The organism is Streptomyces sp. NPDC102402, assembly GCF_044765765.1.
In the GTDB taxonomy this organism is placed as follows: Bacteria; Actinomycetota; Actinomycetes; order Streptomycetales; family Streptomycetaceae; genus Streptomyces.
The window spans coordinates 570,563-583,359 of sequence record NZ_JBIWKR010000004.1; the positions used below are offsets into that span (position 1 = coordinate 570,563).

Genomic DNA, 12,797 nt, shown 5'->3' on the forward strand with positions numbered 1-12,797 from the left:
GTCCGCCGACACACCGGCCAGCGCGCCACCGCCGGTGTGCACACCACCCTCGGGCTTCTCGTGCTTCCACGAGTCCGGCTTCTCACGGTCGTCGTTGCTGCCGGAGCCGGACTCCTTGTCCTTCTCCCAGTCGTCCGCCGACACACCGGCCAGCGCGCCACCGCCGGTGTGCACACCGCCCTCGGGCTTCTCGTGCTTCCACGAGTCCGGCTTCTCACGGTCGTCGTTGCTGCTGGCGGAGGAGCCGCTGTCCTTCTCCCAGTCGTCCGCCGAGGTCACGGCGTATGCGGCGGGGACGGAGACCGCGAGGACCGCCGTGACGGCGGCCGATGCGAACAGGGTGCGGGCAGAGCGCATGGATACACAGTCCTTTCGCCACTCCCGCGCTGACCGGCTGGTTGCCGGCTCATCGGATCACGGGTGCGACGTGATCCACCGTCAGCCGAAATCCCGGGGCGCACCACTCGGGGAGGCCGCATGAGAGGGATGCGGTGGGCCCAACGTGTGACAGGGAGCCAGATGTCACCCGTTGGACGGCACGCCACGCCGGAGGGAGGTTTGGGAGGGGGCGGTCATCGGTGTATAAGTCCGCACGGTGCTCCTCGGCTTCCTCCTCATCTCTCGCCCGCGGCGAACCGCCGGGACAGGAAGCCACAGGGCCGGCGGCATGGACGACATCGCGTCCCCGGCTGCCACGCTCCCGGGCGCGGCGGGCCTGACGGCATGTCCGGAGCGGCCGGGCAGCACCACGGGGAATCTCGGCCTCCGCCACGTGCGCACGAGGCCCGACCCGCCGTCATTGCGGCAACATGAATATTTTTCCGGGTCATTGACGAAAAAATCGCGTGGTCCGCATGCTGGTGGCCATGCACTCACACGGTGGACCTCTCTCGCGGCTGAGGCGCGGGCACGAGGAACGCGTACTCGGGCTGCTGCGCCGGCACGGACCGCAGAGCCGAGCCGAGCTCGGACGCCAGGCCGGACTGTCACGCACCACGCTGTACGACATAGTCGGGACCCTGGTCGCGAGTGGTGCCGTCGTGGCGGCCGCCGCGGACCCGGGTCCGCGCAGGCGCGGCCGGCCGGTGGAGCACCTCACGCTGAATCCCACAGCAGGGCAGGCCGTCGGCATCGACTTCGCCCGCCGCGCCGTCCATGTGGCCGCCGCCAATGTGGCGCACGAGGTGATCGGTTCGGCGAGCCGGGCCCATCCGCCCGGGCTCTCCTTGGAGCGGCGGGTGGAGCTGGCCGAGCGACTGGTCGCGTCGCTGGCCGGCGGCACCCTGCGGCTGTCCTCGCTCGGCACGACCGGCGCCGTCGGCGTCGGTGTCGTGGGGCCGGTGCGGACCGCGGCGGGCGCACCGGAGGAACCTCTCGCGACCCTGGCCGAGCTGCTGGGCAAGCGGTTCGGTGCTCCGGTCCTGCTGGACAACAACACCCGGCTCGCCGCCCTCGCGGAGTCCACCTGGGGGGCGGCCGCAGCGAGCCAGGACGTGCTCTACCTGCGACTCTCACACGGAGTGGGCGGCGGACTCGTCGTGAACGGTTCGCTGCACCGGGGCGTGGACGGCCTGGCGGGCGAGCTCGGGCACATCACCGCCGATCCCACGGGCGAGCCGTGCGAGTGCGGGGGCAGAGGGTGCCTGGAGACCATCGCGTCGATCGGCCCCGTCCTCGCCTCCTACCGCGCTCTGGGCGGCCGCGCCGACGACATCCCCACCCTCCTGCGGGCGGCCGGGAACGGCGACGGGGCGGCGCACGAGGTCCTGCGCACCGCGGGGCTCCGGACGGGCACGGTCCTCGCCGGGGTCGTCAACGCGGTCGGTCCGGGGGTGATCGTGCTGGGCGGTGAGCTCGCCCGGGCGGGGGAGGCACTGCTCGGCCCCGTGCAGGAGGCGCTCGACGCACATGTCATGCCGCTTGCCCGCGGGCGCGTGACGCTGCTGCCGTCCGGACTCGGGGAAGCGGGGGGCGCGCTCGGCGGCGTCGCCCTCGCCCTCCATGAATCCCCCTTGCTCGCCCGCTACCCGGATGCGGGCGGCGACGACTTTCCCGAGGACACCGCATGAGTTCCACGGAGACACCACTGAAGCGGACCGCACCTGCGCGGGACGCGGCGGAACGCACCCGCGAGCCCCGCCCGAAGGGCCTCCGCATCCCCGCGTTCGCCCTCAATCTCATCGCGCTGGCGGCAGGCGTCGGTCTGTGGGCCTGGCTGGCCTCGCTCGGGGTCCAGGCGCTGCCCGGCCCGGCCGCCGTGGCGGGCAGGGCGGGCGAGCTGATCGCGGACGGCACCCTGGCCGAGGACTCCCTGGCCAGCCTGCGACGTGTCCTGACCGGATTCGCGCTGGGCACCGCGCTGGCCGTGCCCGTGGGCTTCCTGATGGGCTGGTACCCGGTGGCGCGCGGGCTGCTGGAGCCGTACGTCCAGTTCTTCCGCACGGTGCCGCCGCTGGCCATGATTCCGCTGGCCATCGTGCTGCTGGGCATCGGCGAGGTCCCCAAGGTCTTCGTGATCTTCCTGGCGGCCTTCCTGTCGAGCGTCGTGGCCGCCTTCCAGGGGGTCGTCGGGGTCGACCGGACACTCATCGACGCGGCGCGGGTGCTGGGCGCCCGCGACGGCACGATCTTCCTCAAGGTGGTCGTCCCCGCTTCCGCACCGTTCATCCTCGTCGGGATGCGCATCGGCCTGGGAGCCGCCTGGGGAACCCTCGTCGCGGCGGAACTGATCGCGGCGCAGGAAGGGCTCGGTTACCAGATGCAGAAGGCCCAGCTCTACTACGACCTCCCCACCATCTTCGTCGTCCTGATCACCATCGGCCTGCTCGGCCTCCTGATGGACCGGCTGCTGCTGCTCGCCGAACGACGCCTCACCCGCTGGCAGGAGACCCGATGAACGCCAAGATCTCCTTCCGGAAGGTCTCTCGGACCTTTCCGCTGAAGAGGACCGCCTTCACCGCGCTGGACGAGGTGTCGCTGGACATCGGTGACGAGGAGTTCGTCACCGTCGTCGGCCCGTCCGGCTGCGGCAAGAGCACCCTCCTGAATCTGGCGGCCGGGCTCGCCACGCCGACCTCGGGGGAGGTCCTCGTCGACGGCCGGCCGGTCACGGGCCCCGGTCCGGACCGCGGGGTGATCTTCCAGCAGTACGCGCTGTTCCCCTGGTTGACCGTGCGCGGCAACGTCGAGTTCGGGCTGAAGCTGGCCTCCGTCCCCGCCGCGGAACGGAGGCTGCGGGCGGAGCTCGCCATCGAACTGGTCGGCCTCACCGACTTCGCCGACGCGCTGCCCAAGACGCTGTCCGGCGGGATGAAGCAGCGCTGCGCCATCGCCCGGGCCTACGCCGTCGATCCGCAGGTGCTGCTGATGGACGAACCCTTCGGCGCTCTGGACGCGCTGACACGGGTCCAGATGCAGGACCAGCTCCTGGAGACCTGGAGCAGGGACCGGCGCACGGTCCTGTTCGTCACGCACGACGTGGAAGAGGCGGTGTACCTCGCCCGGCGCGTCGTGGTCATGGCGGCGAAGCCCGGCAGGATCCACTCGGTCATCCACGTGGACCTGCCCTACCCGCGCACCGAGGCCATGCGCCTCTCCCCCGCGTTCGCCCGGATCCGCAATGCCGTGTGGACCGCCGTCTACCACCAGACCCCGGCAGCCCCGGCCGCCTGAAGCCCCGCCCCCTCACCCGCTTCCCCGAACTCCCTCAAGGAGCCTGCGTCATGCGTCTACCTCAACGCGCCCTGGCGGCCGTCGCCGCCGTGTCCGCCCTGGCACTCTCCGTCACCGGCTGCTCCGGTGACTCGTCGGCCGACGGCTCCTCCACCGTCCGTTTCGGCTACATCAGCGACTACAACGGAGCAAGTCTCCTCGCCATCGCGGACGAGCAGGGGCTGTGGAAGGAGCAAGGGCTGAGCCCCGAGTACGAGACGTTCACCAACGGCCCCCTGCAGATCCAGGCACTCGGCTCGGGCAACCTCGACTTCGGATACATCGGCCCCGGGGCGATGTGGCTGCCCGCCTCCGGCAAGGCGAAGGTCGTCGCGGTCAACACGCTCGCCCGCGCCGACCGGGTCATAGCCCAGCCCGGCATCACCTCCGTCGAGGACCTCAAGGGCAAGAAGATCGGTGTGCCCGAGGGCACGTCCGGTGCGATGGCGCTCAGCCTCGCACTGCAGAAGGCCGGGATGTCGGAGAAGGACATCGAGAAGGTGCCGATGGACCCCTCCACCATCGTCTCGGCGTTCGTCTCCGGGCAGATCGACGGGGCGGGTCTCTGGTATCCGCTGATCGACACGATCAAGGCGAAGAGGCCGGGGCTCGAGGAGGTGGCGAGCACGGCGGACTTCACGGACCGGGCGTTCCCCACCGCCTTCGTCGCGCCCGCCAGGAGCGATGCCGCGCTGAACGCCAAGGTCGTCAAGGTCCTCCAGAAGGCCAACGACTGGCGGGCCGCCCATCCCGACGAGTCCATCGCCGCGGCCGCCTCGCTGCTGAAGATCGACCGCGCCAAGGTGGCGGCCGACGCCGCCAACGTGGAGACGCTGTCGACGGCCGATCTGGTGGCCAGGACCGAGGACGGCACCGTGGACGGCTGGCTGGACGGCCTCAGCGAGTTCTTCGTGGGCACGGGCCAGCTCGCGAAGGCCCCCGCGGCGGACACGTACTACGAGGGCGACCTCTACTCGAAGGCGTACAAGAAGTGAACCTGCTGTTCCTGATGACCGATCAGCACCGGGTGGACACCCTCGGCTGTTACGGCAATCCGCACGTCGCCACACCCCACCTGGACCGGCTGGCGGCCACCGGTACGCGCTTCGGCCGCTTCTACACGCCCACGGCCATCTGCACCCCGGCCCGTGCGAGCCTGCTCACCGGACAGGCGCCGTTCCGGCACCGGCTGCTCGCCAACTACGAGCGGAACGTGGGCTATCTGGAGGACCTTCGCGAGGACGCGTTCACCTTCCCGGCCGCGCTGGCCGAACGCGACTACCGGCTGGGCCTGATCGGCAAGTGGCACGGCGGCACCCGTCGCAACGCCGCCTCGTACGGCTTCGAGGGCCCCGACCTGCCCGGCTGGCACAATCCGGTCGACCACCCGGACTACCTGGCGTACCTGGAGGAGAACGGGCTCCCGCCGTACCGCATCTCGGAACCGATCCGGGGGACGGCGCCGGGCGGGAACCCGGGGAACCTGCTGGCCGCCCGGCTGCACCAGCCGGTGGAGGCGACGTTCGAGCACTACCTCGCCACCCGGGCCATCGAGCACCTGGAGAGGTACGCCGCCGGCGACGAGCCGTTCTTCCTGGCCACGCACTTCTTCGGCCCGCATCTGCCCTATCTGCTCCCGGACGCCTACTTCGACCTCTACGACCCGGATCTCGTCGAACTGCCCCCGTCCATCGCCGAGACCTTCGAGGGCAAACCGCCCGTACAGCGCAACTACAGCGCGCACTGGGCCTTCGACACCATCCCTATCGAGACGACCCGCAAGCTGATCGCCGTCTACTGGGGCTACGTCACCCTCATAGACGAGCAGATCGGGCGCATCCTCACCAGGCTCGACGAACTGGGACTCAGCGGGGACACCTCGGTGTTCTTCACCGCGGACCACGGTGAGTTCACCGGTGCCCACCGGCTCCACGACAAGGGGCCGGCGATGTACGAGGACATCTACCGCATCCCCGGCATCATCCGGATCCCGGGGGCCGCCCCGCAGGTGAGGGACGAGCTGGTGAGCCTCACCGACTGCACGGCCACCCTGCTCGAACTGGCGGGCTGCGACCCGTCCCCGGCGGTGGACAGCCGCAGCCTGGTCCCGTTGGTGACGGGCGAACAACGCGACTGGCCCGAGGAGTTGGTGGCGGAGTTCCACGGCCATCACTTCCCCTACCCGCAGCGGATGATCCGCGACGACCGCTACAAGCTCGTCGTCAACCCGGAGTCGGTCAACGAGCTGTACGACCTGGTGGCGGACCCCCACGAGCTCAGCAACCGCTACACGCATCCGGAGTTCGGGGCGGTGCGGGCCCGTCTGATGCGGCGGCTCTACGAGTTGCTGAGGGACCGCGGGGACAACTTCTACCACTGGATGACGTCGATGTACGACATCGGCGCATCCGACCACGACCCGAGCCTCAGCGCCTTCGAGACCGATGACACGACCTGGACCGCGGCCGCGGATCCGGGCGGGACACTCACGGAGACCTCATGAGACGCACGCGAAGGACCTCCCTGCCCCGGTGGGCGGCCGGGGCGGCTGCCCTGGTCTGGATCCTCACCCTCGGCTCCGCTCCGTCGCACGGCGCCCGGGGCGGTCCGGCCGCCGCGAACGCGCAGGACCGTCCTGCCGCCGCGACGACGTACACCAACCCGGTGTCCGCGGGCACCGTGGACACGTTCCCCGACCCCGCGGTGATCCGCGGCAAGGACGGTCTCTGGTACGCCTACGGCACCCAGAACCCGGTCATGCAGAGCAAGGGCGAGGACGGCGAACGCATGCTGCCGATCCTGCGCTCGGCCGACATGGTGACCTGGGAGTACGCGGGCGAGGTCTTCACGCCCGGGAACAAGCCCGCCTGGCACGGGGGTTCGCGTCTGTGGGCACCCGATGTGCGCTACACGGCAGGCCTGTACCACCTCTACTACTCCGTGCCGGGACGCAACACGGTCGGCGTGGTCACGTCCGCCACCCCCACCGGCCCGTGGACCGACCGGGGGGCCGTCCTGCCCTCCCCGAGCGGATGCCCGGCGGGCAACATCGACCAGGCCCAGTTCACCGACACGGACGGCACGCCGTACCTGTACTGGGGCAGTTACGACACGATCTGCGTGGCGAGGATGAACGCCGACCTGACGCGGACGGAGGGGGAGGTCACCCAGGTGGCCCGGGGCCGTCGTGTCGAGGGCGGCTTCGTCGTGCGGCGTGACGACTTCTACTACCTCTTCTACTCCGACGCGGGCTGCTGCGACGGCGCGTACAGCGGTTACCAGGTGAAGGTGGGCCGGTCCACCAGTCCCACGGGTCCGTTCACCGATGACGAGGGCACCGGCCTCATGGCCCTCACCAGCAAGGCGGGTGTGGTCGCCGGGGCCAACGGCAACCGGTGGATCGGTCCTGGTCACAACGCGCTGCAGACCGACCTGGCGGGTCAGGACTGGCTGGTCTACCACGGCATCCCCGCCGAGTCCCCGGACCTCGCCCCGGCCTCGAACGGCACGCTGAAGCTGACCCGGCGCCCGATGCTCGTCGACCGGCTCGACTGGATCGACGGATGGCCCGTGGTACGGGCGGGCGCGGGTCCTTCGGACGGGCCGACGGCCGCACCGGTGACCTCTCCCGTTGCCGGCGGGACGTTCAACGACGACGGCCTGAAGGGCTGGCGGACCGAGGGAGGCTCCGGCTGGTCCACCGCGACCGACCCGGACGCGCGCGGGTACGCGGTGCACACCCCGGCCGCTGCCGGCAAGAGCGCCTCGTACCTCCTGGCGGGGGGACGCGCGCCCGCCGACCTGCGCGCGGAGGCCGATCTGAAGGTGACGTCGGCGGACGGCGCGACGGGGCTCGCCGTCGCCTACCGCGATCCCGGCAACCGGATCGTCGCCTGGCTGGACCGGGCGCGCGGCGCCCTCGTCACCGACGTCCGGGTGGGTGGCAGGAGCCGCGGCGAGCAGGCCACCGCGCTGCCGTCCGGATTCTCCTGGGACACCTGGAACAACGTGTCCGTCGAACTGCGCGGCACCCGGCTGACGGCCGAGGTGACCGGCGACCGGCTGCGGGACCCGGTGGCCGTGCAGTCCCGTGACCTGCCGGCCGCCGCCGTGCGCAGGGGGTCGGTGGGGGCCGCCGCCCGGGGCGCGGGGGCCGCAGCGGACAACGTGGGCGCCGCCGCCCTGTACCGGCCGGTGACGAAGCGGGTCGCCACCGCCGCACCGGGGCGTCTCCTGCCCGGTCACAGCGACGAGTTCGACGGGGCCACGGTTCCGGGCACTGCCGCCGGTTCCCCCTGGCAGTGGGTGCGCGGACCGTCGGCGGGCGTCACCGTCTCGGGCGGTTCGTTCTCCTGGCCGACACAGGACGCCGAGCTTCATCTGAACGACAACACGGCCTCCGTGCTGCTCCGGGACGCGCCGAAGGGCGACTACACGGTCGAGACGAAGCTCCGGTTCACCCCCGACCGGACCGCCCAGCAGGCCGGTCTCGTGCTGTACGAGGACGACGACCGCTGGTTCAAGCTCGTCCATTCCGTCCTTCCGCTCACCAACGGCAACGGCGCGGTCCTCGATGTCAGCGAGTTCGGCAAGGAGGGCGAGCGCCCCACGACCACCCCGCCGACCGCCGTGGCCAACGCCCCGATGTTCGGGGGACCCACGGCCGGCACCATGTGGCTGCGCATGGCGTACCACCACGACGCCGCGCACGGGGAGCACGAGGTACGCGCGTCCACCAGCCGTGACGGCGTTCACTGGTCGGCCGGCGGCGTATGGACGCTTCCGGTCCAGGGCGAGCTGAGGATCGGTCTCGTCTCCCACAACCGCGCGGGCACCACGGCGGACTTCGACTACGTACGGACGTACGCCGCCCCGTGAACCGCGACGCCATTTCCTGAATCCACGGCGCGTCGGATCTCACACTCCGTCACCGGGCGGGTCACACGGAGAGGGTCATCAGCGGGACACACCATCAGTACTTGTCGTCAACAGGCCCTGATACATCTGTTGTTGCACATCTCTTGACGCGTTCGTAACAAGGGTGGAGTATCGCGCACAGTCGGAGAGAGCGCTCTCTGCCTGTGCGCGTCGTGTACCCGCCCCACGACTCAGGAGACCCCCGATGTACGCACCCCCGAACCTCCACAGACCCCTTCTCGCACTGACCGGAAGACGCAGCGGCGTGCTGGCCGTCGTCGCCGGACTGGTCCTCTCACTCCTCGCGTTCCTCCCCCAGACCTCCGCGAGCGCCGCGCCCACGCTGCTCTCCCAGGGAAAGCCGGTCACCGCCTCCAGCCAGGAGAACGGCGGCACCCCCGCCGCCTCCGCGGTGGACGGTGACACCGGTACCCGCTGGGCCAGCGCCTTCTCCGACCCTCAGTGGATCAAGGTCGACCTGGGCGCCGCCGCGTCGGTGAGCCAGATCGTGCTGCGCTGGGAGGCCGCCTACTCCACCGGCTACCGGATCGAGTTCTCCTCCGACAACAGCAGTTGGAGCACCGCGTACTCCACCACGACCGGTCCCGGCGGCACGGAGACCCTCAACGTCTCCGGCACCGCGCGCTACGTCCGGCTGACGGGCACCGCCCGCGCCACCGGATACGGCCACTCGCTCTGGGAGTTCCAGGTGTTCGGCACCACCGGCGGGGGCGACCCGCAGATCCCCGGCGGCGGTGACCTCGGCCCCAACGTCCTGGTCTTCGACCCCGCGACGCCCAACATCCAGGGCAAGGTCGACGAGATCTTCAGGAAGCAGGAGTCGAACCAGTTCGGCACCGACCGCTACGCGCTGATGTTCAAGCCGGGCACCTACAGCAACATCAACGCCCAGATCGGCTTCTACACCTCCATCGCCGGCCTCGGCCTCAAGCCCGACGACACCACCTTCAACGGTGATGTCACCGTCGACGCCGGCTGGTTCAACGGCAACGCCACCCAGAACTTCTGGCGCTCGGCCGAGAACCTGGCCCTGAACCCGGTCAGCGGCACCAACCGCTGGGCCGTCTCCCAGGCCGCCCCCTTCCGCCGCATGCACGTCAAGGGCGGCCTCAACCTCGCGCCCAACGGCTACGGCTGGGCCAGCGGCGGCTACATCGCCGACAGCAAGATCGACGGCCAGGTCGGGCCCTACTCGCAGCAGCAGTGGTACACCCGCGACAGCTCCATCGGCAGCTGGGGCAACGGCGTCTGGAACATGACGTTCTCCGGCGTCGAGGGCGCCCCCGCCCAGAGCTTCCCGGAGCCGCCCTACACCACCCTGAACAACACCCCGGTCTCCCGCGAGAAGCCCTTCCTCTACCTCGACGGCAACACCTACAAGGTCTTCGTCCCCGCCAAGCGCACCAACGCGCGCGGCGTCTCGTGGAACGGCACCCCGCAGGGTGAGTCCATCCCGCTGAGCCAGTTCTACGTGGTCAAGCCCGGCGCGACCGCGCAGACGATCAACGCGGCCGTACGCCAGGGGCTGCACCTGCTGTTCACCCCGGGCGTCTACCACGTCAACGAGGCCATCGAGATCAACCGTGCGAACACCGTCGCCCTCGGGCTCGGCCTCGCCACGATCATCCCGGACAACGGTGTGACCGCGATCAAGGTCGGCGACGTCGACGGCGTCAAGCTCGCCGGACTCCTCGTCGACGCCGGGACGCAGAACTCCTCGGTCCTCGTCCAGGTCGGACCGGAGGGCGCGGCCGCAGACCACTCGGCGAACCCGACCAGCCTCCAGGACGTCTTCGTCCGGGTCGGCGGCGCGGGCGCCGGCAAGGCGACCACCGGCATGGTGGTCAACAGCGACGACACGATCATCGACCACACCTGGCTGTGGCGGGCCGACCACGGCGACGGGGTCGGGTGGGAGACCAACCGTTCCGACTACGGACTCCGGGTGAACGGTGACGACGTGCTGGCCACGGGTCTGTTCGTCGAGCACTTCAACAAGTACGACGTCCAGTGGTACGGCGAGAACGGGAAGACGATCTTCTTCCAGAACGAGAAGGCGTACGACGCCCCGAACCAGGCCGCCATCCAGAACGGTGACATCAAGGGCTACGCCGCCTACAAGGTCGGCGACTCCGTCACCACCCACGAGGGCTGGGGCATGGGCAGCTACTGCTACTTCAACGTCGACCCGACCATCCGCCAGCAGCACGGATTCCAGGCCCCGGTGAAGCCCGGAGTGAAGTTCCACGACCTGCTCGTGGTCTCGCTCGGCGGCCAGGGGCAGTACGAGCACGTCATCAACAACACCGGATCCCCCACGTCCGGCACGTCGACCATCCCGTCCCAGGTGGTGTCCTTTCCCTGAGCCGGGGTGAGATGAGCGGAGTCGGCTCATCGGACGGCGCGGGGCCCGGCGGTCACTGCCGGGCCCCGCGTCATGCCCGTCCCCTCCCGACCGGCACTTCCCTGGCGGCGTCACGTGCCGAAGAGCGTCTCCAGGTACGCGCGCAGTTCGAGGCCGTCCGCCGGAGCGGCCCGCACCCCGACATACCCGTCGGGCCGCACGAGGACCGCCTCGCCGCCCACCACGCCGTACGCACGGCGGAACTCGCCGACCCCGTCGTGCAGGGCGGGCAGGTGCGGCGTGGGTGCGCGCAGGTGCGGGGCGAGGATCACGCAGGTGTTCAGCAGGCCGTGCGCGGCCCGGGCGGCCTCCCTCGCGACCTCGTCGAACGATGTCGGCAGGTCCTCCCGGTCCGCGTAGAGCAGCAGCGTGTGCTCCCGTTCCCGCAGCAGGGTGAACAACCGGACGGGGAAGGTTCCCAGGGAGTACAGGAGGCCGCCGCAGTCGGGCGCGCGGTCACCCGGTGCGGGGCCGTCCGGTTCCGACCCGCCGGGCGCCACGGCCGGGCTGCCGCGATAGCCCAGCAGGAGCTGGGCCTCGCGGAGCATCATCGTCTCCGGGTCGGCCGGGTCGTCCTGGACGCCGCTCCTCACGTGGCGCAGTGTCCTCGCGACCACCTCCTCGCCGATCGGGCGGCGTTCGGCGTCGTAGCTCTCCAGCAGCCCCGCACTCGCGTGACCTCGTACCGCGGCGGCGAGCTTCCATCCCAGGTTGAACGCGTCCTGGACCCCTGTGTTCATCCCCTGGGCCCCTGTGGGCGGGTGGATGTGAGCGGCGTCGCCGGCCACGAAGACCCTCCCACGGCCGTACCGGCCGACGATGCGGTGGCTGATGCGGAAGACCGAGGACCAGCGGAGCGAGGATGCGGTCGCGGGGCGGGGGGAGAGCCGGTCGAGCACCGTCTGGATGTGGCCGATCCCCGGCACCGGACTCTGATCGCCGCTCAGACCGTGCGTCACGCCGTCCGCGTCCGCCCTCGTGGCCCGGGAGAGTTCGGGTGGTGTGGCCATGGACATCCGGTAGCGCTTCTCACCGGGCAGCGGGATGCAGACCAGGATGTCGTCCGTGCGCCCGTCGACGACGTGCGAGGCCCGGATCCCGTATCCCTCCGGCAGGTCCCAGTCGACCTCGACGTCCCCCAGCATGTACTCCTCGGGAAGCGCCGCGCCCTCGAAGGACAGTCCGAGCCCCTTGCGGACGGCGCTGTGGGCCCCGTCGCAGCCCACGAGGTAGCGGGCCGTCAGTTCCTCGGTACTGCCGGAGGGCAGGGAGAGGACCGCCCTCACCTCGTCGGAGTCCTGCTCGAAGGAGACGAGTGCGGTGGCGCGTTCGACCTGACCTCCCCACCGGAGCAGGAGCTCCTCGAGGAGCCGTTCGGTCTCGTACTGCGGGAGGGCCGCGAAGCCGTAGGGCACCTCCGGCGGCAGCCGGAGATCGATCCGGGGCCCTTCCTCGCCGTTGACGTAGAGCAGCTGGCCCTTGAGGGGGACGGCCGCCTCCAGCGCTTCGCGGACCATCCCCATCCGGTCCCAGATCTCCAGCGTCCGTGGCTGGACGCCCACCGCCCGCGCATAGGGGAGGCGGGCGGGGAGCTGGTCGACGACCCTGCACGACACGCCGCGCCGGCACAGTTCGGACGCGGCCGTCAGGCCCACCGGGCCCGCCCCCGCGATCAGCACATCGACGTCGGCCACGGGTACCTCCCCGGTGTGGTGCGTTCACTTCAATGCACCACACCGGGGTC

8 protein-coding genes and 1 pseudogene are annotated in these 12,797 nt (G+C 70.7%); 7 read left to right on the plus strand and 2 right to left on the minus strand.

The features are described from left to right. Positions 1-357, minus strand: a pseudogene (locus ACIRJR_RS16320) (hypothetical protein); the annotation flags it as partial. A 497-nt stretch (positions 358-854) separates the two neighbouring features. Between ACIRJR_RS16320 and ACIRJR_RS16325 the strand changes: the two are divergent. The 7 genes from ACIRJR_RS16325 (at position 855) to ACIRJR_RS16355 (ending at position 11,014) form a co-directional block, all read left to right on the plus strand. Next, positions 855-2,069 carry an ROK family protein gene (locus tag ACIRJR_RS16325; RefSeq protein WP_403780118.1) on the plus strand — a complete coding sequence of 405 codons (1,215 nt, stop codon included), beginning with the start codon at positions 855-857 and terminating at the stop codon, positions 2,067-2,069. Next, positions 2,066-2,896, plus strand: a complete 831-nt coding sequence (locus tag ACIRJR_RS16330; RefSeq protein WP_403780122.1) for an ABC transporter permease — start codon at positions 2,066-2,068, stop codon at positions 2,894-2,896. Before ACIRJR_RS16325 ends, ACIRJR_RS16330 begins: the two co-directional genes overlap by 4 nt. Then, positions 2,893-3,672 carry an ABC transporter ATP-binding protein gene (locus ACIRJR_RS16335; protein ID WP_403780125.1) on the plus strand — a complete coding sequence of 260 codons (780 nt, stop codon included), beginning with the start codon at positions 2,893-2,895 and terminating at the stop codon, positions 3,670-3,672. Before ACIRJR_RS16330 ends, ACIRJR_RS16335 begins: the two co-directional genes overlap by 4 nt. Positions 3,673-3,722: 50 nt before the next feature. Next, positions 3,723-4,706 (plus strand): aliphatic sulfonate ABC transporter substrate-binding protein, encoded by a 984-nt coding sequence (locus tag ACIRJR_RS16340; protein ID WP_403780128.1) that lies wholly within the window; start codon positions 3,723-3,725, stop codon positions 4,704-4,706. After that, positions 4,703-6,214, plus strand: coding sequence for a sulfatase-like hydrolase/transferase (locus ACIRJR_RS16345; RefSeq protein WP_403780131.1), 1,512 nt, complete (start codon positions 4,703-4,705; stop codon positions 6,212-6,214). Before ACIRJR_RS16340 ends, ACIRJR_RS16345 begins: the two co-directional genes overlap by 4 nt. After that, positions 6,211-8,589, plus strand: coding sequence for a family 43 glycosylhydrolase (locus ACIRJR_RS16350; protein WP_403780134.1), 2,379 nt, complete (start codon positions 6,211-6,213; stop codon positions 8,587-8,589). Before ACIRJR_RS16345 ends, ACIRJR_RS16350 begins: the two co-directional genes overlap by 4 nt. Before the next feature lie 244 nt (positions 8,590-8,833). Next, on the plus strand, positions 8,834-11,014 hold the full coding sequence (locus tag ACIRJR_RS16355; RefSeq protein WP_403780138.1) for a discoidin domain-containing protein: 2,181 nt from the start codon (positions 8,834-8,836) through the stop codon (positions 11,012-11,014). A gap of 110 nt (positions 11,015-11,124) precedes the next feature. On the opposite strand, the gene ACIRJR_RS16360 is transcribed toward ACIRJR_RS16355, so the two are convergent. After that, positions 11,125-12,747 (minus strand): FAD-dependent monooxygenase, encoded by a 1,623-nt coding sequence (locus ACIRJR_RS16360; protein WP_403780141.1) that lies wholly within the window; start codon positions 12,745-12,747, stop codon positions 11,125-11,127. Positions 12,748-12,797: the final 50 nt, after the last annotated feature.